23 protein-coding genes and 1 pseudogene are annotated in these 24,661 nt (G+C 65.3%); 9 read left to right on the top strand and 15 right to left on the bottom strand.

Features of this window, described 5'->3' with window-relative positions; translation table 11 throughout:
• Positions 1 to 12: 12 nt before the first annotated feature.
• The gene (locus ACIGJI_RS01360) at positions 13 to 657 is read right to left on the bottom strand and encodes a hypothetical protein (RefSeq protein WP_363443960.1); all 645 of its coding nucleotides are present in this window, start codon (positions 655 to 657) and stop codon (positions 13 to 15) included.
• Positions 658 to 863: 206 nt separating this feature from the next.
• Between ACIGJI_RS01360 and ACIGJI_RS01365 the strand changes: the two genes are divergently transcribed.
• The 3 genes from ACIGJI_RS01365 to ACIGJI_RS01375 all read left to right on the top strand — a co-directional run bounded on the left by ACIGJI_RS01365 (position 864) and on the right by ACIGJI_RS01375 (position 4,190).
• On the top strand, positions 864 to 1,247 hold the full coding sequence (locus tag ACIGJI_RS01365) for a hypothetical protein (RefSeq protein ID WP_363443963.1): 384 nt from the start codon (positions 864 to 866) through the stop codon (positions 1,245 to 1,247).
• Positions 1,244 to 2,032 (top strand): N-acetylmuramoyl-L-alanine amidase, encoded by a 789-nt coding sequence (locus ACIGJI_RS01370; protein ID WP_363443966.1) that lies wholly within the window; start codon positions 1,244 to 1,246, stop codon positions 2,030 to 2,032. The genes ACIGJI_RS01365 and ACIGJI_RS01370 overlap by 4 nt, the downstream gene beginning before the upstream one ends.
• Positions 2,033 to 2,927: 895 nt before the next feature.
• Complete coding sequence (locus tag ACIGJI_RS01375; RefSeq protein WP_363443969.1) at positions 2,928 to 4,190, top strand: RES domain-containing protein; 1,263 nt, start codon at positions 2,928 to 2,930, stop codon at positions 4,188 to 4,190.
• A gap of 255 nt (positions 4,191 to 4,445) precedes the next feature.
• Here the strand turns inward: ACIGJI_RS01375 and ACIGJI_RS01380 are convergent, their stop codons facing one another.
• Positions 4,446 to 5,582 (bottom strand): AAA family ATPase, encoded by a 1,137-nt coding sequence (locus tag ACIGJI_RS01380; protein ID WP_366243657.1) that lies wholly within the window; start codon positions 5,580 to 5,582, stop codon positions 4,446 to 4,448.
• A 1-nt stretch (position 5,583) separates the two neighbouring features.
• Positions 5,584 to 6,348 (bottom strand): DUF6414 family protein, encoded by a 765-nt coding sequence (locus ACIGJI_RS01385; protein WP_187661472.1) that lies wholly within the window; start codon positions 6,346 to 6,348, stop codon positions 5,584 to 5,586.
• Positions 6,349 to 6,728: 380 nt separating this feature from the next.
• Between ACIGJI_RS01385 and ACIGJI_RS01390 the strand changes: the two genes are divergently transcribed.
• The gene (locus ACIGJI_RS01390) at positions 6,729 to 8,090 is read left to right on the top strand and encodes a hypothetical protein (RefSeq protein WP_363443975.1); all 1,362 of its coding nucleotides are present in this window, start codon (positions 6,729 to 6,731) and stop codon (positions 8,088 to 8,090) included.
• A 43-nt stretch (positions 8,091 to 8,133) separates the two neighbouring features.
• On the opposite strand, the pseudogene ACIGJI_RS01395 reads toward ACIGJI_RS01390, so the two are convergent.
• The 7 genes and pseudogenes from ACIGJI_RS01395 to ACIGJI_RS01425 form a co-directional block, all read right to left on the bottom strand.
• Positions 8,134 to 8,241, bottom strand: a pseudogene (locus tag ACIGJI_RS01395) (SDR family NAD(P)-dependent oxidoreductase); the annotation flags it as partial.
• Between the two features lie 1,215 nt (positions 8,242 to 9,456).
• Entirely contained in the window at positions 9,457 to 10,008 is a 552-nt protein-coding gene (locus ACIGJI_RS01400; RefSeq protein WP_363443981.1) for a hypothetical protein, read from the bottom strand.
• 67 nt (positions 10,009 to 10,075) lie between these two features.
• Positions 10,076 to 10,957, bottom strand: a complete 882-nt coding sequence (locus ACIGJI_RS01405; RefSeq protein ID WP_363443984.1) for a hypothetical protein — start codon at positions 10,955 to 10,957, stop codon at positions 10,076 to 10,078.
• Between the two features lie 108 nt (positions 10,958 to 11,065).
• Positions 11,066 to 11,809, bottom strand: coding sequence for a S8 family serine peptidase (locus ACIGJI_RS01410; RefSeq protein ID WP_363443987.1), 744 nt, complete (start codon positions 11,807 to 11,809; stop codon positions 11,066 to 11,068).
• Between the two features lie 155 nt (positions 11,810 to 11,964).
• Positions 11,965 to 14,322, bottom strand: coding sequence for an excinuclease ABC subunit UvrA (locus tag ACIGJI_RS01415; RefSeq protein ID WP_363443990.1), 2,358 nt, complete (start codon positions 14,320 to 14,322; stop codon positions 11,965 to 11,967).
• Positions 14,323 to 14,349: 27 nt separating this feature from the next.
• The gene (locus ACIGJI_RS01420; protein ID WP_363443993.1) at positions 14,350 to 14,760 is read right to left on the bottom strand and encodes a VOC family protein; all 411 of its coding nucleotides are present in this window, start codon (positions 14,758 to 14,760) and stop codon (positions 14,350 to 14,352) included.
• Positions 14,761 to 14,765: 5 nt separating this feature from the next.
• Entirely contained in the window at positions 14,766 to 15,164 is a 399-nt protein-coding gene (locus ACIGJI_RS01425) for a helix-turn-helix transcriptional regulator (protein ID WP_259954888.1), read from the bottom strand.
• Positions 15,165 to 15,343: 179 nt separating this feature from the next.
• Here ACIGJI_RS01425 and ACIGJI_RS01430 point away from each other — a divergent pair, with 179 nt between their 5' ends.
• The gene (locus ACIGJI_RS01430; protein WP_363443996.1) at positions 15,344 to 15,931 is read left to right on the top strand and encodes a DUF308 domain-containing protein; all 588 of its coding nucleotides are present in this window, start codon (positions 15,344 to 15,346) and stop codon (positions 15,929 to 15,931) included.
• A gap of 63 nt (positions 15,932 to 15,994) precedes the next feature.
• Here the strand turns inward: ACIGJI_RS01430 and ACIGJI_RS01435 are convergent, their stop codons facing one another.
• Positions 15,995 to 16,759 (bottom strand): SDR family oxidoreductase, encoded by a 765-nt coding sequence (locus tag ACIGJI_RS01435; protein WP_259951525.1) that lies wholly within the window; start codon positions 16,757 to 16,759, stop codon positions 15,995 to 15,997.
• A gap of 122 nt (positions 16,760 to 16,881) precedes the next feature.
• Here ACIGJI_RS01435 and ACIGJI_RS01440 point away from each other — a divergent pair, with 122 nt between their 5' ends.
• The 4 genes from ACIGJI_RS01440 (at position 16,882) to ACIGJI_RS01455 (ending at position 19,566) form a co-directional block, all read left to right on the top strand.
• Entirely contained in the window at positions 16,882 to 17,355 is a 474-nt protein-coding gene (locus tag ACIGJI_RS01440; protein WP_025103445.1) for an NfeD family protein, read from the top strand.
• Between the two features lie 8 nt (positions 17,356 to 17,363).
• The gene (locus ACIGJI_RS01445; protein WP_363443999.1) at positions 17,364 to 18,293 is read left to right on the top strand and encodes an SPFH domain-containing protein; all 930 of its coding nucleotides are present in this window, start codon (positions 17,364 to 17,366) and stop codon (positions 18,291 to 18,293) included.
• Entirely contained in the window at positions 18,290 to 19,066 is a 777-nt protein-coding gene (locus ACIGJI_RS01450) for a glycerophosphodiester phosphodiesterase family protein (protein WP_366243665.1), read from the top strand. Before ACIGJI_RS01445 ends, ACIGJI_RS01450 begins: the two co-directional genes overlap by 4 nt.
• A gap of 116 nt (positions 19,067 to 19,182) precedes the next feature.
• Positions 19,183 to 19,566 carry an RNA polymerase-binding protein RbpA gene (locus tag ACIGJI_RS01455; RefSeq protein ID WP_060921636.1) on the top strand — a complete coding sequence of 128 codons (384 nt, stop codon included), beginning with the start codon at positions 19,183 to 19,185 and terminating at the stop codon, positions 19,564 to 19,566.
• On the opposite strand, the gene lnt is transcribed toward ACIGJI_RS01455, so the two are convergent.
• Genes lnt through tatA form a run of 4 tightly spaced genes read right to left on the bottom strand, consistent with a single transcriptional unit; the run spans position 19,563 to position 24,620 of the window.
• Positions 19,563 to 21,086, bottom strand: a complete 1,524-nt coding sequence (gene lnt / locus ACIGJI_RS01460; protein WP_363444003.1) for an apolipoprotein N-acyltransferase — start codon at positions 21,084 to 21,086, stop codon at positions 19,563 to 19,565. The genes ACIGJI_RS01455 and lnt overlap by 4 nt on opposite strands.
• Before the next feature lie 11 nt (positions 21,087 to 21,097).
• Complete coding sequence (locus tag ACIGJI_RS01465; protein ID WP_363444006.1) at positions 21,098 to 23,572, bottom strand: DEAD/DEAH box helicase; 2,475 nt, start codon at positions 23,570 to 23,572, stop codon at positions 21,098 to 21,100.
• Complete coding sequence (gene tatC / locus ACIGJI_RS01470; RefSeq protein ID WP_259951710.1) at positions 23,569 to 24,327, bottom strand: twin-arginine translocase subunit TatC; 759 nt, start codon at positions 24,325 to 24,327, stop codon at positions 23,569 to 23,571. The genes ACIGJI_RS01465 and tatC overlap by 4 nt, the downstream gene beginning before the upstream one ends.
• 56 nt (positions 24,328 to 24,383) lie before the next feature.
• Positions 24,384 to 24,620 carry a Sec-independent protein translocase subunit TatA gene (gene tatA / locus ACIGJI_RS01475; protein ID WP_101845779.1) on the bottom strand — a complete coding sequence of 79 codons (237 nt, stop codon included), beginning with the start codon at positions 24,618 to 24,620 and terminating at the stop codon, positions 24,384 to 24,386.
• Positions 24,621 to 24,661 lie beyond the last annotated feature (41 nt).

A 24,661-nucleotide genomic window follows, 5' to 3' on the forward strand; every position in this document is an offset into this window, starting at 1 on the left:
GGATGCCGTCATTCAGGTGATGGTGATCGGCGCGACGCGCAGACGTTGCTCGCGGATGCCCAGGACGAGGGCGACGATGCCGAGGAAGACGGTGCCGATTGCGGGCCCGTCCAGGACGAGATGACCGGCGATCCTCGATGTCGCTGTGCCGAAGGGCGCCGACGAGGAAACGGTGATCCCGACGACGAACGCGAGGGGCGTCCAGAAGACGACCCACAGCGGGGCCCAGCGCCAGGGCGAGGGGAGGACCCCCGCGCGCCCGATTCCGACAGCGGCGATGATCGCGAACGCGGCCAAACTCCCGTAGTACAGCGCGGCAGTAAGCACCCAGGCGTCTTCGCGCGCGTTGGGGTCGCCTGGCGACTCCGGGACGAGGCCGAACCAGAGGGACTGGGCGAACGGCGTGACAGCCAGCGCGAGGGTCGCGACGGTGCTCACGGGCCGCCGAGCAGTGACGCTACCCGCACGACCGACACCGATCACGAACAGAACGGCCGCCGATGCGAACACGGCATCCTTCGCGATCGCAAAGCCGGCGAGCTCCCCGCGGGCTGTGAACCAGATGACGACCGAGAGGAGGAGCAGGATTCCGCCGGTGACCCATGTGAGCCGACGCGCTCGACTATCAACAGTTGCGTTCACGGCCCCATCGCTCACGCGATCACCCTAGTCGTCGTTGGATCTTCGAGCAGCCCGCAGTGAGCACCCCGTCGGGAAGCCGCACCTCATAGGATCGCGATATGACCTCCCCTCACCGTGTCCCTGCAGACCTGCGGAAACGCGGAGGCTTTCGAGGAGCGGATGAATCGACCGCCTCGCTCATCCTCGGCCAGTTTTTCATCGGTGGCTTTTTCCTGTTCATCGTGGCTTTCTTCCTCGCACTCGGTGCTGCGGAAGAGTACGACGGGGTGACGTCCTTCATCGGGGCGAGCATCATGGCCGTCGTGCTGTCCGTCGTGTCGATGATCACCGCCCTGGTGGTCGGCCTGCCCCTTCGCCTCGTCTCGGCGCTGCGCGCGCGGTGGCTCGCCCATGGCGAGATCACCGTCCTCGGGGTCGTCGTCGGACTCGGCGCCTGCATCGTGTCGGTCGTGCTGGCGGGCGGAAGCGGGGGAGCGGCGTCCCCATGGTGGGCGTTCGTCATCTCGTGGACGGTCCTCGCCTTCTCGGTCGCGCATTTCGTCTGGCCAGGGCGACGCCGGCCGCGAGAGTCCCGAGCACCCCGAAACGACGACCAGGCCGCGTGAGCACACGCGGGGAGGGTCAGCATCCGGAGGACCCGGGAGCACGGGACGCCGATGAGCACGTCCCGACGCACACGCGGCGGGGATTCCTCATCGCTGCCGGAACCGGCGTCGCGGTGACCGGCGTCGGCATCTGGCTCTCCGCGGACTCCGGGGGAGAGGCAGACGACACCGGACGCCGCCCGGACAACCCCCGAGGGTTGCCCGAGTATGAGCCGGTCTACGACCGCGCGGTCACGGGTCTCGAGGTGCCGCTCGGTTTCGAGGACTGTGCCGATCCCACGGTGCGCGCCGACCGCAGCATCGCGGGGAGTGATCGCCGAACCGTGAGGCCTGTCATCGACCGCTTCGTCATCCACCACACCGGCACGACTTCCGACCAGTTGGAGTTCTTCTCCCGCTGCAACCGGAGATCATCGGCTCCCACCTTCTATTTGCGACACGACGGATCGGTCATCGAGACCATCCGCCCGGGAGCGAAGCCGTCGTCCACCGGCGCGGACTGGAACTGGCGGTCCGTGGCGGTGGAGACGCTGGATTTCACCGGAGCCCCGGAGTACACGGTGACCACCGCGCAGGTGGAGGAGATCGCGCAGATGATCGCGTGGCTCGCAGGCTTCGACGGCCGGACCCTGGACGGCGTTCCGGTGCGCTTCCGGATCGACCGAGAGCACGTCATCACCCACCAGGAGACATGGTCGGGAACGGAGTGTCCCGGTCCGTTCCTCCAATCGCGAGTGGATGACATCGTGGCGCGGGCGCAGGAGATCAGGAGGGAGCCACGGTGACGGCAGGGGAGCGGGCTAGTTGTGGTTGAAGCACCGACTCGAGTCCGGCGTCGACTCCGGCTCACCCTTGTAGAGGATGAACCAGTTTGCCGCCGTCGCCTCGTCGACGTGCACATCCAGGAGCATGCAGGTATAGAGGACGCTGTCTTCGCTTCGGAAACCGGCGTAGATCCAGGTCGTCCCGCACGGTGAATCCGGATCCGTGGCCAGCGTGATCTCATTCAGAGCGCCGCCTGAGCCCTCTTCCCAGGCCCCGAGAAGTCAACGGCATCTGCCCCGCGCAGCTCCGCCGCGGTGCGTGGCGGACTCCCACCGCACCCCACATCTCGTGGCCACGCAGTCGCCTGGAAGGTACCGTCCTCAGCGAGCTCGAGCGTCGTCGGCAGGTCGCTTCCCGCCCGCCATGTCCCGTACGCATCGGCCTCCGTCAGGCTGTAGTCCGAAGTCCCGCACGCCGCCAACGAGAGCACGAAGGCGGCCAAGAACGCGAGCGCACCGACGCGGCCGCGATTCCGAGGGGATGGACGGGTGGGCACAGGCCCATCATGCAGCATCCACCCGTGTCACCGCGGCCGGCGGCTCAGGAGAGGGTCACTTTCCTCTACTGGTTACACGGCTTATTCGAGACCGGCGTAATCGTTGTCTGACGTCAGCGTTTGCGAAGCCGAGCGCTGCCACTCGAGTCGCCATGACCTTCCCTCCTGCCCGGACACACCGCCATAGCCTTGCACTCGCGTCCCCAGTTCCCCGCTCATCGGGTACTCGAGAACCGAGTAAACTGCCGAGCGGAGCGACGCGCTTCCTCGCTCAGATATGGACCGCAGAGCGCCGGCTGACCCTAGGTTGGAGAATGGAGCTGCGGCTCGCAGCGTTGAAACTCGCTAGCATCAGCACCATGTTGGACAGCAACTCTCTGCGGCCGTCACTGGAGTCACTATGCATAGGTCACATCACGGACTCTGCGCTACGTCGGCGGGTTCAAGACTCGGCCACCAGAACCGAGTGCTCATTCTGTGGCCTCGTTGGATCCGCCAGAGATGCGCCATTCGCCGTGCCGATCGATGCTGTCGTTCAGCAGGTGTATCGGGCCGCCCTAAATCACTTCCAGAGTTTCGACGGGGCTACATTTTTTGAAGGCGAGGCGTACGAAACTGAGCTGGAGACCTCGGAGGTTGTCGCCGATATCGCTGACGGTGCGTTCGAACACTCGGTAAGCGAGCGGGCTCTGGCGGCGATTAGCAGAGCAATCGTCTGGCCAGAGTCCTGGTTCGAGAAAGACGCCCAGACGCAGTTCGCGTACTCGTGGGAGCAGTTCACAGAAACCGTTCGTCACGAAGCGCGATTCGTCTTCGTTGCCAACGCCCGGGATGGTGGCGAGCACGAGCCGCCCGCTCGTCTCTCTAGGTTCTTGGATGGGTTGCTGGCCTACGCAGACAAGAGCACGCGAATGCTGCACGTGTTGGAGGTCGGTTCGAAACTATATCGGGGTAGGATGACGGCCGATCTAGACAAGCTGGTGGCCGAGGCCGTCGCGGCCCCCAGCAAAGTATTGGGATCCGCGCCGCCCGACCGCGCCGCTGCTGGCCGAATGAGCGGCGAAGGAGTACCACTGTTCTACGGCGCAGACGACCTTCATACTGCGGTGGCGGAGATTGCGCTGCATTCGCCGTATGACGTGGCAGTCATCGGAGAGTTCGTCGTTCAGCGTCCGCTGACTATCCTCGATTTCACCCGCACCCCGCGGCTACCTAGCGTGTTCGACATTATGCGACAGGAGCGTCGAGCCTTCGCAGAGTTCGCCGATGATTTCGTGAAAGCCTTGACCCGGCCGATAGCTCTTGACGGGAGAGAGCGAGTGGACTATATACCGACACAGGTCGTCACCGAGTACCTACGCTGGGTTCCTGACCGACGGATTGACGGAATTGCATTTCCATCCCGTGCCAGCAAAGGCGGCAAGAATGTCGTTCTTTTTGTTCCTCCGGGTGCTGACGTGGTGTCCTCGCCTCCCACGCCAGACGAACGTCGGGACCTCGCCATGTCAGCCAAGCTTGGCGGTAGCCAACGCGCGACACTCACCATCACCCCGGAGGCTGTGTCGGCGCACGCCGTGGTGCGTAGCGTTCGGGTGCAGCAAATCAGGCTCCAGCCGCGGTAGTCGGTAGATCGCACCAGCGGGGCACGAGCGCCCGCGCAGCTCGAACTTGCCAGCAGGGACCGAGGCAATGGGGCCGTCAAACAGCGTTCGACGAGTCGCGACGCCGCCACCAGCCCGGGCCCTGCGGAAATGAGTTCCGGCGCGTTCTTGGGCGGGCGCCACGCGAGCGAGTTGAGCTCTGCCGACGACGAGTCGGCAACATGCTCCAGCTCTGCGGTTCGGCATCTCGTCGCCTGAACAATGTGGACGACGACTTCACCCGCGTTGTGTGTCAGCGAGGGAACGGTGCACCAGTTCGTCAGCGATAACCGCGTCGACTCTCTTGCCGACTTCTCGAATGTTCCCCGCATGCTCAGCAAGAGAGCGGAGCATGCTCTCGAAATCGACGCCGGCGACAAGGGCCAGTTCGTCAGGCTCCAACTCGCCCAGCCGCCGGGTGATCTGGCGCTCCACCACCGTGATCGCCTCATCTCTGGACAGGTGCGTGAACTGAATCATTGCATCGAAACGCGAAGACAGCGCCTCCCCAAGGGCCCGGCGGATTTCCGCCTCTGAATCATAGTTCGACGTGCAGATGATGAGAGCCCGTCCGACGTCAGCTCGATAGTTTTTATCCGAAAAGACACCTTCATCGAACAACTCGTAGAAGGCGCTGTGGAACACGCTTGCCGCTTTGTCGAACTCGTCGATAAGGATGACACCAGAATCTCGATCGATGAGTTCGTGGGCAAATGAGCGTTCGGAGTGCTTACCGCCAAACAGGTAGGAGGCGAATGAGTCGTTCTGGAACATTGAGAACTGAGTCCGCATCAGAGAACCTTGCAGCAGGTCGTTGATAAACTTTGCCGTCTCTGTCTTGCCGACACCGGACGGGCCGTAGAACATCACGACAACCGGCCTGTTGCGCCTCGCTCTAGTCAGAGGGTACATCGCGCGGAGCATTGCGTCCCGGACCTGCGCTTGACCGACCAGGTGTTCTCCGAAGTGGTCCCGGAAAGCGCGCAGGGTCTCCAATGTCACCATGGGGTAGGAGTACCGCTCGACGCGGAAGGAGTTCGGGAATGTTTTCTCGAGTTGCGCTTTGACTTGTTCAGGCGGGTTGTGGAGATGTAACTCTTTCGGGTTCAGTGCTCTAGCCAGCCACGAGAAATTTGTTATGACATGCTCGTTGAGACTGGCGTAGTCACCTGAGTCCGCTACGAGCCGTTGGGGTCGCTTCCTCTTCTTCGGCTTGACCCGCGGAGGCTCCTGACCAGGTACGTGGTGGATGTGAACAGTTTGATTCCTCTCGTCGTCATGAGCGTTAACTGCCTCCCGCAAGCTCTCTTTGCGTGTTGGCTTGACCCGTTCGCCAAACCACTCGCTCGGTCCGTAATAGGCCGTCACCGCCACGTCAGCTCCCATGCATGACCCCCGCGAGGATGACGTCGTAGACGTCCAGCTCGGCCGTGTCGTTGATCTCGGCTCTACCCACGAGTCGTTCAACGGATGGCAGCGTTGAGGCATCGCTAGGCGCCATCTCGGCTTCCATCGTGAGACTTCCCTCGCTGGCGCTGCCGACCCGCACTGCGTCGAAGACAAGATTCATTCGGGCCAGATCGACGAGTCCATAACTGTTGCGGAACGCGTTGATGTTGAAGCGGAGGATTCGCGCCGTCCCATGGTTGTCTCGAGCGAGCAGCTCATAGTAGCCCTTGGCCGTCGCCAGCATCTCGCTTAGTCCGTTGAGGCTAATCGGTGCGTCCTCTAGCTTGAGCATGGACATGTAGGGGGCGTACATCTTCATGTACGCCGCTGACTTGTTGCTCGCCGTTACGCGCAGTCCCTCGAGACGCGCGACACCCTCGATGTCGACACTCTTGTCGAGGTAGTCGGTAAGAATGGTGTTCGAGATTGTCTTGTTCAAGATGTTTCGCCCGACTGCCGACCCCTTCACGCCAGCCGCGACCTCGGCAGATGCACCGAAGAACGAGAGCCATTTCAGCCTCGCCGATAGCGCCGCATCCGCATTTGCGTGTGCTTCCTTTGCACGTTCCTGGATGTGCTCGGTTGAGGAGACCTCCCGGCCGCCTGCTGTGATGTCAAGCAGGTCAGATGCTGACTCTTCGTCGAAGTAGACGATCTTCACGAGGCGTGCGGGTCGCAGACTCTTCGACATAGTTTCCTCTCGATGCGTGATGTAGCGCGGATACCCGGCCGCAGGCAGTCGAATGCGAGACGATCACCGCATCCGGCCCTTGCCCCCTACCTTGCCAGGTGTTGCGGCCTCCTGGTTCTGTACGATGCTTGTTCTTCGTTGTGCACACTTCTGCTCACTCCGATTGCGCAGCGACGGCACTTGGAGGAGGGCTTCCCACCGATGGTGGCTGAACGCGTCCGTTGGCAATCCCGCCGCGCCGAATTTCGCTCGTCGTTGTGGTGCGCTCCTAGATCGGGCGTCGTGAGCCCGCATCCACACCTCCGTCTGCCGCGGCTCCGACTATCGAGATCGCCAGCCGTCCGCGACCGGCACCTGCGAGTTCCGCTAGATTTCGGTCTATGAAGACTGATGAGCCCGGTGCTGACGTCAACCCCGACACCGTAGATGCAGCTACACGGGAAGAGCGGGTGCCGTCACTCGATCAGCGCTTCTGGGTCACGGGAACTGAGTTCACTGACAGATTCGACGCACTGCGGGAGACTCACACCGAGCTTTCGAAAGCTGCTGCCAATCTCGACCACTTTGGCTCAATCTGGGACAATCTGCCGGCTGGCGTCGAGATCAGCAGTGAAGACAAGCAACGCGTTGTAGCCCGTATCCGCTCGATACCCAAGGATGCGTTCACCGCTCGCAAGTTGCTCGACGCACTTTGGGACGTCACCTCTGATGATGCCTGGGGGCCCGCCTTTGCCACCGCAACGATGGCTAAGTTCTACCGGCCTCGACGAGAACCGATCTTCCATGGCGCGCTGCTGATCAGCGCCGTTGCCAGCCTGGAAGCTCATCTCGGGCAGCTAGCCGAGAACTACTACCGCGCGGCGCCAGCAGCGCTGCATGACGTCCCTAAAGAGGCGCTCAAAGAGTTTTCTTTGAAGGACCTTCAGACGCTGGGTTCGATCGATCAGGCGATCGAAGCCGCTATCGACTCACGAGTTAACAAGCTCAGCTTCGGCACCCTCTCCGACTGGCGAAAATTCTTCAAAGACCGGATGAGCATAGATCTGGCCGATCAAGGCACCACATGGGAGCAGTTGTTGGAGATCTTTGAGCGACGCCACTGCCTTGTGCACAGCGAAGGCCAAGCGTCGCACCGATACGTCAAGGTCACGGGCTCCTCTGAAATCAAGTCGGACTTGCGGCCGGATCGCGACTATGTATCACACGCCATCGATGCTCTGGAAGTCATGGGGACACTTCTGCAAGCGTCGGTCTGGCACAAGTTCACCAAGAACGCGGATGACATATTCACACAGCTTCAGAGGGTCGCGTTCGGAGCACTCAGCACAGGGCGGTGGGCCTTCGCGTTGCCGCTCTTCGAACGGTGTGGAGAATTGCCTCTGTCGAACGAGAAGCGCCTAATCACCCTCGTCAACACTTGGCTCGCTCAGAAAGGCCTATTCGGTCTGGACGCAATTCGCCGAGACGTGGAGGAGTGGGACGTCACTGGTGTCGACGAGCTCTATGTTTTTGCGAAAGCATGCATCCTCGGAGACCTAGATGCCGCGTTCGCTCAGCTTCCAGGTCTCGTAGAACGTGACAAGTTGTCTGGTGCCGCGCTGGCGACATGGCCGCTGACCGCTCCCTTGAGGACTGACCCGCGTATCCGAGAGTACGGCGACCTGGTTCGCGGCTTCTTGTCCACCGAGATCGAGGAATCTGAGCTCGAAGCCGAGATCGAAGACTCGGACCCAGCAGCATGATGCCGGCGTTGTTGACCAGGACACCAGCCCCTCCGAGCTCATCCTGGACGCGGGCGGCAGCCGCGACGATGGAGTCGCGGTCGGTGACGTCGGCTTCGATCGCGATCGCGCCGCAGCTGAGTTCCTCCGCGAGGGCGGTGATGCGGTTCAGGCGGCGGGCGACGAGGGCGACGGTGTAGCCGGCTGCAGCGAGTTCGCATAATCCGCGATGTAACGCAACTCAGAACCATCTGATCACTCGTTTATGAGTAAACCTTGCCTTCTCATGGAGTCCGCGTAGCATGACGACTGCAACCTCACCCTGTGGTCGTCGACCTGGTCGATCCCGTGCTGGCTCCGGACTCGCGGGGAGTGTGATGAGACCGGCCAGTTCGCGTATTGCGAGAATATGTCGTCCTCAATCTGACATAATGTGCATTATCGGATAATCCATATCCGGGATCTGGCAGGACGAGACAGGGTGGGAAAGCCGCCACCGCGGCCCTCGATCATGCGTTGACGTACGCCGCGAGATGCTCACCCGTCAACGTCGACCCGTCAGCGACGGGCTCGGACGGCGTTCCCAGGACACGCGGGCCTCGGACACCGGAAAGGTCGAGCACCTCGGTGATGTCCTTGCCGCCGAGCTTGGGCTCAGCCGCTCAGCTCGAATCCGCTTCTGTGGTCGAGAGGTCAGACCAGACGCTTCTCGGAAGCTGACCGCGCATGCCGATGCCCTCATTCGGCCGGGTGGCAAGCTCGCAGGTTTTCGATCCTCCCATAACCACGTGAAGACGCTGCTGATGACCGCGAATGAGGCCTAGCCGCTCATAGCGCTCGGCAAGCTCGGGTGAGCCGGCGGCGGTGACCACCACTGTACCGCTGGGCAGATTGCGGAGCCGGCAGCGAAGGCTTGGCATCAGGTCAGAGTGTGTGCCGGGTAGCTGGGCCAAGGCCGAGACAACGACCCGCGGGCCTGGCGGGGTTTCAGGGCCAACTGGAGCCGCGGGGAAGCCCGCGCGCCCAACAGCTACCGCTGTTCCCAGCAATATCCATAGCAGCGTCAGAACGGTTAGGGCTGAGACGAGAAGCGCGAGATACGCAGACGTGAGCGTGGGTGCGACGATCACGACCACAGATGCTAGGGTGGCCGGCGTGACGAGCAGGAGGAGTACTGCGACCATCCGGGCGACGCTTCGTCCGGGCTTGTAGGGAGCCACGACCGCGGCCCCGGTACCGTTGTCTGAAAGAACCACGTGCTTCGTTCCTGCCACCGCCAAGGCCCAGGCGTGCGCGGCGAATGTCACGAAGGCCAGTACGCGGTTGTCTGAGAACGCGCGAGCGATAACCCACGCAGCACGGGCTGCGCGGCCGACGCCACCGTATGTCATACGAGAGGCGCCGCAGTGAACGGCGCTCGATCCGCGAACTGGAACGCGCGTCCGAAGAGCGTGGAGCCACTCGTGGGAGAGCCGGGATCTCGGGGCACCACGCCTGTAGCGGCCCAGAGCATTTCGCGCAGCCACTGCGCGCCTCCATAGACTCGAAAGTTACCGACGCGTTCAGCCGTGTGGTCAGCGCGCTCCAGTACGACGTGGATGCGTGACAACTCCTCGATCTCGTGGGAGTACACGGTCCACTCTTCGTTGGCTTCTCCGTACTCGAGCGGGTCGAACTCTGAGGATGGGTCCGAGGCGAAGTTCTCGAGTTCTTCGGGGCTCGCACGCTGACGCAGCAGCTGCGGTGCGCGCAGCGTGAAGGCGACGATCGCGAGTTCGGGATCCACGAACTCATCGATCAGATCCTCGCCGTACCGATCAAGATCTAGTGGCGTAGCGCCTAGTGAGACGAGGAAGGAGGCTACGTCGTCCACCAGAGGCATGGCGGCCACGTTGTAGTGTTCGCGCGCTGACTCCAGCAGCTGGTCGTAGGTCGTCATGTGTTCTCCAACGGTGCTTGGGTCGGCGCCTGAATTCGTTCGGCGCCGACCCACCAGACCCTACCGGCTAGGACGGAGAGCCATAGAACGAGTGCATGTTTGGAGCGTGTCGGTACGGGTGGTAGTGCCACAGGTAGCCTGTTCCATGCTTCTCCGCACCGACGGGATTGCCCGACGGATTGAGCAGCTTCGCGAGCGACTTCGCCTTGGTGCTCGAGATGGCCCAGACATCGCCGCCCGTGCGCCCCCGGGCCTGAGCCTGAGCGGACGTGAGGCCGGTTGGGCTGATATACACCTTGCTGCCTGAGCGGACCGCGATGTAGTAGTCGCGCTTCTGGCTGCTTGAGCGGCGGTTGTTATCGGCGATGATTTTGGAGACCGCCTTCGCAGCTTCAAGCGCTAGGACGCCACCAATGATGATGGCAGCGCCGATGGCCAGGTAGGTGAGCGCTGTGCCCAGCGAGATCGCGGCGAACGCAATGGGGATGACGAATGCGATAGACGGGTTGACGTTGGCCGAGTCGTAGTTGTAGGTCTCCCCCGAACTGGGCTCCGTCAGCGTGAAGCTCGTTTCCTCGACGGTGGATTCCTGAATCGATATGTCATACGTTTCCGTCACCAGTTCGCCGTCGATGCGATCGGTGAAGGTCACCTGACCGAACGACTGTCCCGGCTCCAGCTCCAGCGAGAACGAAAAGTCGCTGTTGGGCTCCGAGGCTGCAGCTTCGAGCTCGACGCCGTCAGTCCCGACCTCGACCGCCTCCAGATCAAGACCCTCTTCTGCGAGGCCCTGCTCGAGTATCTCTTCTGGTTCGAGACCTTCGTACTCACCTTGTATGGCTGTCGTCTGATCGTCCGGGGTCTCGTCCGCAGTTGCCGCTGGCGCCACCAAGACACTGGCGACCAGCGCAGCGGCAGCCGCGACGGCCACCAAGAAACGTCTTGACATGTATTCCTCCTCCGGTTGTTGAGCGGAAAGTAGCACATCTGTCGGCGCTGCATCGCTCTGCCTACAAAAATGACGTGGAACTCACCACGGGAAGTGGCAGAGCGCGGGTCAGTCGTTCCCGTCCGGCGGCTGCGGGAAACGAAAGTCATGGACGCTGTCGATCTCTCCCGCGATGAGAGCACTCACTAGTTGGTGGGTGACGGCCGCGGTCGAGATCGAGGTGCCTGATTCAACGCGAACCTCGCCGTTAGGAGCGAGAACGCTGACGTCCACCCCGTCCGCCACGGCATCGACCTCGCGACGCGCAGCATCGGACCACCACTCCCCTGCGGAGTCAACCGCCGACACGGAGACAACGCTTGAGCATCGGGCAGGAAAATCAGACGCCAGGAACCGCACGTTGCCTGCGGCGGCAATGATGGGGATCCCCGCCTCCCCCGCGATGCGAACAGCCTCTCGGAGACGCGAGGAGTCCTGGCGCACGCCCATGCTGATTGAAATCACGTCGACACGTCTGTCGACCGCCGCCTCAATTGCTTCCGCAAGACCGGTCGCAGTGGCGTTCTCACCTATGTCGTAGCTCACGAGCACAACCCGGTCGGGCGGGAGTGCTTCTGCCCCTTCATCATTCACCCCTAGCAACACAGAGGCCATCATCGTGCCGTGCTCGCCGCTCACCGGTTCGGTTTGATTTTCGATCGTGTAATCGCGTAACTCTGTCACAGAGTTCTCGGCGATGCCCGTGTCGATCATGGCGACCACGATCGGGCCCGAGGCATTATTGTGGGGCGAGCAGGAAGCCATCATCATGGCCAGCAGACACACGCTCAACACGACCCGCAAAGCCCTCATCCAAGGATCGTATCCAAGGACCGGACGGCCCCCGCATCCGAGCACAACCGAGGATCGAACGATCCTTGTGATCTGCAACCGACATCAGCGCATAATCCGCATACAGGGTCTCGCGGGACCAGAGAGGATGGAGAAGCCGCCAGCGCGGCCCTGTATCAAGCGTTGACGTACGCCGCGAGATGCTCACCCGTCAGCGTCGACCCGTCTGCGACGAGCTCGGCAGGCGTTCCCTGGAACACGATGCGACCACCGTCGTGGCCGGCTCCCGGTCCGACGTCGATGATCCAATCGGCGTGCGCCATGACCGCCTGATGATGCTCGATCACGACCACCGTCTTGCCCGCGTCGACAAGACGATCCAACAGACCGAGGATCGTGTCCACGTCGGCGAGATGCAGGCCGGTCGTCGGCTCGTCCAACACGTAGACGTCGCCCTTCTCGCCCATCTGGATCGCGAGCTTGATGCGCTGGCGCTCACCGCCCGACAGGGTCGACAACGGCTGTCCGAGCGACAGGTAGCCGAGCCCCACGTCTTCCAGGCGTCCGAGGATGGCGGCCGCGGCCGGGAGCTTCGCCTCGCCCTCGCTGAAGAATACGCGGGCCTCGGACACCGGAAGGTCGAGCACCTCGGTGATGTCCTTGCCGCCGAGCTTGTACTCCAGCACCGCCGCCTGGAAGCGCTTACCGCCGCAGTCCTCACATGGGGTCTCGATCGTGTCCATGAACCCGAGCTCGGTGATGATGACACCGGCGCCCTTGCACGTGGGACACGCGCCCTCGGAGTTCGCGCTGAACAGGGCGGGCTTCACGCCATTCGCCTTCGCGAAGGCCTTGCGGATGGGCTCGAGCAGCCCCGTGTAGGTCGCGGGATTGCTGCGACGCGAGCCCTTGATGGCGGACTGGTCGATCGCCACCACGCCCTCGCGTCCGGTCACCGAACCGTGGATGAGCGAGCTCTTACCCGAGCCGGCGACACCGGTGACCACGGTCAGGACACCGGTCGGAATGTCGACGTCCACGTTCTGGAGGTTGTTCGTGGAGGCGCCGCGGACTTCGATCGCGCCGGTGCGGTCACGCACGGCGTCCTTGAGCTGTGCACGGTCGTCGAGGTGCTGCCCCGTCAGTGTTCCACTGGCCGTGAGACCCTCGACGCTCCCCTGATAGCAGATCTCTCCCCCGGCGCTTCCGGCACCCGGACCCAGATCCACGACATGATCGCCGATCGCGATGGTCTCCGGCTTGTGCTCGACGACGAGCACCGTGTTCCCCTTGTCGCGCAGGCGCAGCAGCAGCCCGTTCATGCGCTGGATGTCGTGCGGGTGCAGCCCGATGGTCGGCTCGTCGAACACGTAGGTGACATCGGTCAGCGAGGAGCCGAGGTGCCGCAGCATCTTGATCCGCTGCGCCTCTCCCCCGGACAGCGTTCCCGATGGCCGGTCCAGGCTCAGATACCCCAGGCCGAGGGTCACGAAGGCGTCGAGGTTGGCACTCAGCGCCTGGAGCAGCGGCCCGGCACCCGGGAGGTCGAGCCCCCGGACCCACGCGGCGAGATCCGTCACCTGCATGCGGCAGGCGTCGGCGATGCTCACGCCGTCGATCTTCGACGATCGCGCACCTTCGGTGAGGCGCGTGCCGTCGCACTCCGGGCACACCGCGAAGGTGGCCACCCGCTCGACGAACGCGCGGATGTGCGGCTGCAGCGCGTCGAGGTCTTTGGAGAGCATGGACTTCGTGATCTTCGGGATCAGGCCCTCGTAGGTCATGTTGATACCGGAGATCTTGACCTTCGTGACCTCGCCGTAGAGGAAGAGGTGACGCTGCTTGTCGGTGAACGACGCGATGGGCTTGTCCGGCGGGTAGAACCCGGACTGCGAGAACCCCTTCACCATCCAGCCGTCGGCGGTGTATCCGGGCACCATGATCGCGCCCTCGTCGAGGGACTTGGACTCATCGACGATCTGCGAGAGGTCGAGATCGGACACCACTCCCCTGCCCTCACATCGCGGGCACATGCCGCCGAGGTAGATCGCGTCCTTCACGATCTTCTTCTCCCCGCCCGGCCCGGTCATCACTCCGCTGGCCTTCTGCGTCGGGATGTTGAACGAGAACGCCGTCGGCCCGCCGATGTAGGGCTGTCCGAGCTTGCTGAACAGGATGCGGAGCATCGCATTGGCATCCGTCACCGTGCCGACGGTGGACCGCGGATTCGCGCCGAGGCGCTCCTGGTCCACGATGATCGCCGTGGTGAGGCCTTCCAGCACGTCGACGTCGGGTCGAGGGACGGACGGCATGAAGCCCTGCACGAAGGCGCTGTACGTCTCGTCGATCATCCGGCGCGATTCGGCGGCGATCGTGTCGAAGACGAGAGAGCTCTTCCCGGAACCCGAGACCCCGGTGAACACCGTGAGGCGTCGTTTCGGGATGTCGACGCTCACGTCCTTGAGATTGTTCTCGCGCGCGCCCTGCACACGGATGAGATCGTGGGTGTCCGCGGGGTGCTCGGCAGCGGTCATGCGGCGTCCTTCGTGGTGGTGGGGCCGTCAGGCGGCCTGGTTGATGCGGAGCAGGTTGCCCGCGGGGTCGCGGAACGCGCAGTCGCGCACACCGTAGGGCTGATCCATGGGTTCCTGGACCACGTCCGCCCCCTCCGCGACCAGACGGTCGAACAGGGCGTCCAGGTCGTCGCTCGCGAGTGTCAGAGCGCCATAGCTGCCCTTCGCGATGAGCTCCAGGATCGTCTGCCGTTCGGCGTCGGTGATGCCGGGGTCGGTGGCCGGCGGGTGGAGCACGATCGAGGTCTCCGGCTGGCCTGCGGGGCCGAGGGTGAGCCAGCGCAGGCCGTCATAGCCGACGTCGCTGCGCACCTCGAAGCCGAGGGCGTCGCGGTAGAAGCCGAGCGCCGCTTCGGCGTCGGTGTGCGGGAGGAAGGCGTAGTGGATGCTGATGTTCATGATGCTCACGTTAGGTGCGCCTCGGGGCGCGGCGCTTCTCGATTCCTGATCGGTCGGGTGACCTGCTTCGCCTGGAACGACGGGATGCCCTCGACGTTCGCGGCGCGTTCACGGTACACGCTGGGTGGGACACCGACCAGCTCCGAGAACCGGGTGCTGAACGTTCCCAGCGAGGAGCAGCCCACGGCGAAGCACACCTCGGTGACGCTGAGGTCGCCGCGACGCAGCAGCGCCATGGCGCGTTCGATGCGGCGGGTCATGAGATAGGAGTACGGGGATTCGCCGTAGGTCTCGCGGAACCGCCGACTGAGGTGGCCGGCGGACATGTGCACGCCCCGCGCCAGGGCCTCGACGTCCAGGGGCTTCGCGTACTCCCGATCGATGCGGTCGCGAACCTTCCGCATCACGACCAGCTCCCGCAGTCGAGCGTCATCCACCGGTGTCACGTGATGATCCTGCCATGACGCCGGAAGACGGGGAATGACCATCCGCGACGCGCGGAGCCGCTCCTCCCCCGCTGTCGGACTTCCGGCGCTACCCTGGGGGCATCCTCACAGGATTCTCTCAGAAGGGGTTCCCCGTCATGTCTGAAGCAGTCGCAGAAACGAAGTCTTTCTTCAAGTCAATCCGCGTCGCTCTCGCGGTCTCCGGCGTGCTCGCCCTGCTCGCGGGTATCGCGTTGCTCGTCTGGCCGGTGAAGTCCGCCGTTATCGTGACGGCGATCTTCGCGTCGTACCTGATCATCGCGGGAGTCGTCTACATCGGCCTCCGCATCTTCTCCCGCGCCAAGGGCGGCTGGTCTCGCGTCGGCCACATCGTCCTCGGCTTGCTCTACATCGTCGCCGGCGTCATCGCGTTCTTCAACCTGAACGTCGCCGCCGCCACCCTCGCGCTGGTCGTCGTGATCTTCATCGGCGTGAGCTGGATCGTCGACGGCGTCGTGGCGCTCTCGCTGCTCGGCAGCGATGGGTCGCGAGTGTGGACCGTGATCTACGCCATCCTCAGCATCATCGCCGGAATCATCGTCCTCTTCTCGCCGGTCATCGCCGGATTCGCGCTGTGGCTGCTCCTGGGCATCTCGCTCGTCGTGCTCGGTATCGTGCAGATCATCCGCGCGATCACGCTGGGCAAGGATGAGAAGGCGTTCACCACGGGCGCTGCCGCCGTCTGATCTCGGATACGCACGACGCCCCGGACCTGCCGAGCAGGTCCGGGGCGTCGTGGCGTCGGACGACTATTCCGCGGCGAAGGCGCTCACGTCGCCGACGAGGCGGGTGTTGTCCGCGGGGACGGGGTCGATGACCGCCTTGGCGACCTCGGCGGCGAACTCGGACACGTTGTAGAGACGGCCGGCGGATTCGCGGCGCTCGGCGATCGCCCCGGGGTTCGCGCGCTCGAGCAGCGTCGCGGTGATCGTGCCCTCGATCATGTCGCCGGAGACGACGGTGAAGCCGATCCCCTTCTCTGCGAGGCCGGGGATCAGTTCCCGCAGCGCGTCCTCGCCGGCACGCTTGGACAGCGCGACGGGCTCGTACTCCGGCATCGTCGGCGTCGTGCGGATGAAGTGCGCCTGGTGGCTGGTGACGAACACGACGCGTGCGCCATCCGACAGCAACGGGGTCGCGGCGTTGAGGACGTTGAGCTGCGCGTCCCGGTTGAGCGTCAGGGCGTAGTCCTCGGCCATCCCCGACTCCATGCCACCCGAGGCGTTGAGGACGAGGACGTCGAGACGCCCGTACTCGGCGCGGACGGCGTCGAACATCTCGGCGATCGACGCCGGGTCGGTGAGGTCCGCGCCGACGACGAGCGCCCGGCGGCCCAGTTCGCGCAGCTGCGCTGCGAGCTTCTCCGCGCGCGGCGCCTTGTTCCGGTAGTTGATGACGACGTCGGCGCCGGCCTCGGCGAGGTACCGCACGGTGTCGGCGCCGATCCCCCGCGATGAGCCGGTGACGAGGGCCACCTTGCCGTCGAGGGATCCTGCGGGAAGAACGTCGGTCACGGGTGACTCCTCATGGTGCGTGGAACGCCGTGAGCGCACGGCCCTCACAGATTACCAAGGGGGCGCGGTGGCGGCCGGTCGGGCGTCGCCACGCGTGGTACGTTGACGGCAAAGGAGGCCGCATGGACAACTTCTCGACGTTCGTCACGTTCATCGACCACTGGGCATGGATCGGGTGGCTCGTCCTCATCGCCGTCTTCCTCGTCATCGAGATGCTCTCCCTCGACTTCACCTTCCTGATGCTGAGCTTCGGCAGCGTGATCGGTCTCGTCACCGACTTCGTCGGGCTCCCGGTCTGGATCCAGATCCTGATCGCCGCCTTGGCATCCGCCCTCTTCATCCTCTTCCTGCGGCCGCCCCTCTTGCGCCGACTGCACCGCGGTGCCGACCCCACCCGCTCGAACGTCGAGGCGCTCGTCGACCTCCGCGGCATCGCGCTCAGCGAGATCACGCAGATCTCCGGCCAGGCGAAGCTCGCGAACGGCGACACCTGGACCGCCCGAACCACCACCCCGATGGCGATCCCCGCGGGGGCGCCTGTCGCCGTCAGCGCGATCAACGGCGCGACCGCCATCGTCCGACCCCTCAACGACTAGGAGCACGCGTGGACGACGCATCGATCATCCCGACCGTGATCATCTGGATCCTGGTGATCGCGGTCATCATCTTCGTGATCGTCACGATCGCGCGGGCGATCCGCATCATCCCGCAGGCGACCGCCGGCGTGGTGGAACGACTCGGCCGGTATCACAAGACCCTCTCCCCCGGCCTCAACATCCTCGTGCCCTTCATCGACCGTCTGCGGCCGCTGATCGACATGCGCGAGCAGGTGGTCTCCTTCCCGCCGCAGCCCGTGATCACCGAGGACAACCTCGTCGTCTCCATCGACACGGTCGTCTACTTCCAGGTGACCGACGCCCGTGCCGCCACCTACGAGATCGCGAACTACCTCGGCGCCGTGGAGCAGCTCACCACCACGACGCTCCGCAACGTCGTCGGCGGTCTGAACCTCGAAGAGGCGCTCACGAGCCGCGACAACATCAACGGCCAGCTCCGCGTGGTCCTCGACGAGGCGACCGGCAAGTGGGGCATCCGCGTGGGCCGTGTCGAGCTCAAGGCGATCGACCCGCCCGTCTCGATCCAGGACTCGATGGAGAAGCAGATGCGCGCGGAGCGGGACCGCCGTGCCGCGATCCTGACCGCCGAGGGGACGAAGCAGTCCGCGATCCTCGAGGCGGAGGGCCTTCGTCAGGCGGAGATCCTCCGGGCCGAGGGCGACAAGCAGGCAGCGGTCCTTCGCGCCCAGGGTGAGGCGGAGGCGATCCAGAGCGTCTTCACCGCGATCCACCAGGGCGCTCCGGACGACAAGCTGCTCGCCTACCAGTACCTGCAGATGCTCCCGAAGATCAGCGAGAGCCCGTCCAGCAAGCTGTGGATCATCCCGAGCGAGCTGACCGAGGCGCTCAAGGGCATCGGCACCGCCTTCACCCCGAAGGCCGGGCCGGGTTCGTCCACTCCCCCCGCTGGCGCGTGACCCACCCGTACTTCGTCAAGGCCGAGCAGCCCCGGATCCTGGCCCATCGCGGTCTCGTGACCGTCGAAGGGCGGGAGTCCGGGGTCTGGGAGAACACGGCGGCCGCCTTCGCCGCTGCTCATGCCGCCGGGGCCGAGTACATCGAGACGGACTGCCAGATCACCGCAGACGGCGACGTCGTGCTCTTCCACGATCACGACCTCCGGCGTCTGGTGGACGATCCGCGCCCTGTCCACGAGGTCCGGACAAGGGAGCTGAGCGCGCTCTTCGCGGAGCACGGTGGTCTGCTCACCGTGGCCGAGGCGCTCTCCGCGTTTCCGGAGACGCGCTTCAACATCGACGTGAAGACGCCGGCCGCTGCGGCTCCCCTGGGGCCCGTCCTGGCCGCGCACACGCACCGTGTCCTGGTCACCAGCTTCTCGGACGCCAACCGGCGCGCAACGGTGGAGGCCGTGCGACAGACCGGCACCGGGCTCCGGCCCGCCACCTCGGGCGGGAGCCGGACGATCGCGGCGCTCCGGACGCTGTCCGCGATGCGCCTCTCCCCCGGCTGGCTGCTGCGGGAGATCGATGCCGTGCAGATCCCGGAGCGCCACGGGGCGCTCACAGTGCTGACGCCGGCCCTCCTCCGCGCCGCCCACCGCGTCGGCACCGAGGTCCACGTGTGGACGGTGAACGAGGCGGAGGACATGCGCCGCCTCGTCGACGCCGGTGTGGACGGCGTCGTGACCGACCGCGCCGACCTCGCCGTCGCCACGCTGCGGACGGTCTGAGCGCCCTTTATCCTCCGGCGCTGGGATTCCGCTGTGAATACCGGGCAGAACGCCCCCACGTGGATGAAGCGCACAGGCTCGAACGTTATACCTGACAGCGACGAGAGGACCACACAATGGCAGATCGCAGCCTGCGCGGCATCCGACTCGGCGCCCAGAGCCTACAGAGCGAAGAGGGCGTCGTTTTCATGGAGCGCCGTGAGACCACCTACACCTGTGACACCTGCGGACACGACACCACGCTCATGTTCGCAGCCGATGCCGAACCGCCTCAGACCTGGGAGTGCCGTTCCTGCGGAGCGGAAGCCCGCCTGAAGGTCGACGGCGAGGCCGTCACCCTCGAGGCCACCGACGAGAAGGCCGCCCGCACCCACTGGGACATGCTCATGGAGCGTCGCACCCGTGCGGAGCTGGAAGAGCTTCTCGAAGAGCGCCTCGCCTACATCCGAGCCCGGCGCGGTGCCGGCGAGGACCCCACCCGAGAGAAGATCGGCGCCTAGCGCCGACGGGCGCGCCACCACCCGAGACCGAGCGCTCCCAGACCGCCCCAGAGCAGCACCTGCTGCAGCCAGGGGCCCAGGACGATTCCCGCCGTGAGGCCGGAGCGGAGTTCGACATCCTCGAGCATCGCTCCGGCCTCATCCGCGTCCAGGCTGGTGACCGTGCGCCCGTCCGGGAGGATGATCTGGCTCGTGCCGACCGTGGAGATGTTGACGACGCTCCGGCCCGTCTCGATGGCGCGCATCCGCGCGAAGGCGAGCTGCTGCAGATTCTCGTCCGTGCCGCGGAAGTCGGCGTTGTTCGTCTGGAAGACCAGGACCTCGGCGCCGTCGTACAGTCCCTCCGTGATCACGTCGTCGTAGATCACGTCGAAGCAGATCGCGAGCCCCACCCGGACGTCGTCGACCTCGACGATCGGCGGGTTGGTCCCCGGCGTGTACTCGCGCTGGATCAGCCCGATGAGGTCGGGGACGAGGGCGTTGAAGAACGCCCGATCCGGCACATACTCGCCGAAGGGTACGGGATGGCGCTTGTCGTGCTTCTGGGGCGCCGTGCCGTCCGGCAGCCACAGCATCGACGTGTTGTAGTAGAGGTTGCCCCGACCGGTGGCGGCATTGGCGAGCAGCGGCGCATCGATGCGGTTCGCCACGAGGGTCATCCGCCGCGCGATCGCGGAGTTCGCAAAGGGATCCGTGTCCAGCCCGCCCTCCGGCCAGACGAGAAGATCGACGTCCTCGCCGTAGAGGGGCTCGGTCGCCTCCGTCTGCGCCTGGACGACGGCGAAGGGTTCGCGCTGGTCGAAGTAGCCGGTCGGCCCGTTCCCCTGCACCGCGGCAATGCGCATCGATCCGGACGGCATGGTCGGGAAGAGCGGGGTGAAGAAGAGGATCAGGACCAGTGCGACCGGCGCGAGGAGCGTGACTGGCCGCCGCCACAGCCCCGTGCGGACGATCTCGATCACCATGGCGACGAGGAAGACCATGAGGAAGCTCAGCCCGCTGACGCCCACCCAGGAAGAGAGCGCCGCGAGCGGGCTCTCCGCCTGACTCATCCCGAGACGAGCCCAGGGGAAGCCGCCGTATGGCCACCAGCCGAGAAACAGCTCCCTCCCTACCCACAGCGCCGCAACGACCGCCGGGAGGGTCAGCAGGCGACCCGCGGTGCCCGGCCAGGCCCGGGGCAGCCACCGGTAGGCGAGGGTCAGCGGGATCAGCGCCACGGCCGTGAGTGCGCCCTCGACCACGCTCAGGGCAGCCCAGGGCAGCGGCCCCAGATATCGAGACGTCCAGGACACGAGCAGGGCGAAGAACACGATGCCGTAGACCAGTCCCACGAGCAGTGCGCCACCGGCCCGTCGGCCGATCAGCGCGAGCAGCAGCAGCCCCGTGGCGGGGAAAGCCAGGATCCAGATCGCCGCTTCGGGAAACGCGAGGTCCATGAGCAGCGCAGCCAGGGCGGCGACGGGTACGGCGGCCCACAGGGGCAGGAGGGCGCGTCGGCGAACGGGAGCTTCGGTCATGCGGGCGGATCTCACATCGAGGAGTAGGCGACGATGCCACGGCGCACACCGTCGAGGGCTGCCCGGGCGGTGCGTGCGAGTGCGGCGTCCTCCGCGACGATGGACAGCTGATCGAGGAGGTCGATGGTCTGCTTCGCCCATCGCACGAAATCACCGGCCGCCATGTCCGCGTCGATGAGCACGCGATCGAGCATGCCGCCCCGCGCCCACGCGTGCATCGCACCCGCGAGTCCCGCGGCCAGCGGCTCGCTTCCCGGCAGCTGGTGGTCCTGCTCCAGGTCGTCGAGCTCGGCCCACAACGCGGTCGTCTTCTCGTATGCCGCTCGGAAGGCACCCCGCGGGAGGCCCCGCTCCCCCGCGTTGGCTTCGTCCCGACGTGGCTCGTACACGAGGGAGCACGCCATCGCCGCGAGTGACGGGGCGTCCAGTCCCTTCCAGAGCCCCTGACGCAGCGACTCGGCCACGAGTAGATCGCGCTCACCGTAGATCCGCCGCATCGTGCGGCCGGCGTCGGTCAGGTGCATCCCGTCCTCATCGCGACGGACATAGTCCAGCGTCTCCAGCACCTCGACGACACGGTCGAAGACGCGAGCCACCGTTCCCGTCCTGGTCTCGATCTGACGCCGCGTACGGTCTGTCTGCCGCTTGAGCTTCCAGTAGCGCTCGGCCCAGCGAGCGTGCTTCTCGCGGTCGGGGCACCGATGGCACGGGTGGCGCTGCATCCGCGTGCGGAGCGTCTGGATGCGCTTCATCCGCTTGTCCCGGGCGGCACGGGGAGCCTGGGTGTCCTGTCGATTCTTCTTCTCGAGATCGCTCAGCTCGCGGCGGATGGCGGCGTACTCCGGGAAGTCGCCGTGCTCGCACGCCATCGCCGACTGGTAGCCGGCCAGCGACTCCTCGGCCTCCCGCACCTGTCGGGCCAGCCCGACCACCGCGCGGTCGGCCTGGAACTGGGCGAACGACGACTCCAGGATCTGCCGCGCCCTGGCCTGCCCGAACAGATCGATCAGGTTGACGGCCATGTTGTACGTCGGCCGGAAGCTGGAGTTGAGCGGGTAGGTCCGCCGCGATGCGAGGGCGGCGACGGCCTGCGGGTCCATGCCCTCGGTCCACTGCACGACCGCGTGCCCCTCGACATCGATGCCGCGGCGCCCGGCGCGGCCCGTGAGCTGCGTGTATTCGCCGGATGTGATCGCGACGCGCGCCTCTCCGTTGAACTTCTCCATCTTCTCCAGCACGACCGTGCGCGCCGGCATGTTGATGCCGAGGGCCAGCGTCTCGGTCGCGAAGACGACTTTGAGCAGTTTGCGCCGGAACAGCTCTTCGACGACCTCCTTGAAGGCAGGGAGGAGGCCGGCATGGTGGGCGGCCACGCCCCGTTCGAGGTTGTCCAGCCACTCCCAGTAGCCGAGCACCCCGAGATCCTCGTCCTGCAGCGTGCGGGTGCGTTCCTCGACGAGGGCCCGGATCTCCGCGCGCTCTTCCGACGAGGTCAGGCGCAGGCCGGAGCGCCGCACCTGCTGCACCGCGGCATCGCAGCCCACGCGGCTGAAGATGAAGAAGATGGCGGGAAGGAGATTCGACCGTTCCAGCAGCTCGACCACGTCAGGGCGGTCCATACGCTCGATCCGGTGCGCGTTCGCGGCGCGCACGGGGCGGCGGCCACCCCGGGGCGGTCGCGCGGCCTGGCGCCCGGCGTGGCGATTGCTGCGATACGACTGCGCCTGGCGGTTGCTCTCGTAGGTGGAACCCGTGAACGAACGGATGCGCATGAGCTCCTGGTTCACCTGGGCCGTGGCGATGCCCGCCCGGTCGTCGAAGAGCGGCAGCAGGTCGTCGCGTACGAGCACGTGCTGCTCCAGCGGCACCGGACGGATCTCGGAGACGATGACCTCGGTGTCTCCGCGCACGGTGTCGAGCCAGTCGCCGAACTCCTCGGCGTTCGACACGGTCGCGCTCAGCGAGACCAGCCGCACGCGGGGCGGTAGGTGGATGATGACCTCTTCCCACACGGCACCACGGAAGCGGTCGGCCAGATAGTGGACCTCGTCCATCACGACGTAGCGCAGGTCGCGCAGCGTCGCGGAGTCGGCATAGATCATGTTCCGCAGCACCTCGGTCGTCATGACCACGATGCGGGCGTTGCCGTTGATGTTCGTGTCGCCCGTCAGCAGACCGACGTCGTCCGCGCCGTAGACGTCGACGAGCTCACGGAACTTCTGATTCGAGAGCGCCTTCATCGGCGTGGTGTAGAAGGCTTTGTCCGTCGCGGTCTGCATCGCCAGGTGGATGGCGAACTCCCCCACGATCGTCTTCCCGGCACCCGTGGGGGCTGCCACGAGAACGCTGCGTCCGTTCTCCAGCGCGTGGCATCCGGCGAGCTGGAACGGGTCGAGGTGGAAGCGCTGGCGCGAGGCGAATGCTGCGGTCTCCGGGTGCGCCGCGCTCTCCTGCGCCTGCGCGTATCGCTCGGACGGCGAACTCATGGGGCGTCCGGGATGAGTCCGGCGGCGGTGTCCTGCTTGCGCTTGCGCCGGTCGAAGAGGAGGGAGAGCCCTGCCGCTGCGAAGAAGAGGACGATGAGGATGCCGGCCAGCATCAGCATGCTCACGACGTCCGCCGCGGGCGTGGCCAGTGCGGCGAAGATGGTCGCGATGAGGATGGCCACCCGCCACCCCTTCAGGATCGCTCGGCCCGACATCACCCCTGCGAGGTTGAGCGCGACGAGGAAGACGGGGAGGACGAACGAGATGCCGATGACGATCATCAGCTTGAACACGAAGTCGTAGTACTCCTGTGCGGAGTAGAAGTTGGTGCCGCCCTCCGGGGTGAAGCTCCACATGAGCTCGATGACGTGCGGCATGATCTGCACCCCGAGATAGCACCCCGCGAAGAACAGGGGCACCGCGGCGACGACGAAGCCGACCGTGTAGCGGATCTCCTTGCGGGTGAGACCGGGCATGATGAAAGCCCAGATCTGCCACAGCCAGACGGGTGCGGAGAGGAACAGGCCGATCGTGAGGGCGATGCGCATGCGCATGTCGAACGCGGACGTCACTGTCCCGAAGTTCAAGGCGCTGAAGTCATCACCGCGCTGTTCCGAGATGATGCGGATCGGACCGGTGATGAAGTGGATCACCGGATCCGCGATGAGGAACGCCACCACCATGCCGACGACGAGAGCGATCGCCGCGTACATGAGGCGCTTCCGCAGTTCGACGAGATGGGCTCCCAGCGACATCCGCCGATCTCGCTCCGCCGTCGGCGTCACGGCCGGTTCGATGGCTGCCACGGCCGTCAGGCGCGAGGCGGGGTCTCAGGGTCGGTGCCCGAGTCCTTCACCGTCGTGGGCTCCGCGGGTGCCGACTCGGCACGACTCGCGTCCTCTTCCTTCATGGCCTTCATCTCCCCCTTGAAGACGCGGGCCGACTGGCCCATGCTCTTCGCGAGAGCCGGCAGCTTGGCAGCGCCGAAGAGAAGGAGGATAACGGCCAGCACGATGAGCAGGTGCCAGCCTTGCATTCCAGCGAACATATCGACAATCCCGTCGTAGGGGGGCTTTCCGCCCCAGTCTA

The organism is Microbacterium sp. NPDC064978, assembly GCF_044543605.1.
GTDB classification, from domain to species: Bacteria; Actinomycetota; Actinomycetes; order Actinomycetales; family Microbacteriaceae; genus Microbacterium; species Microbacterium meiriae.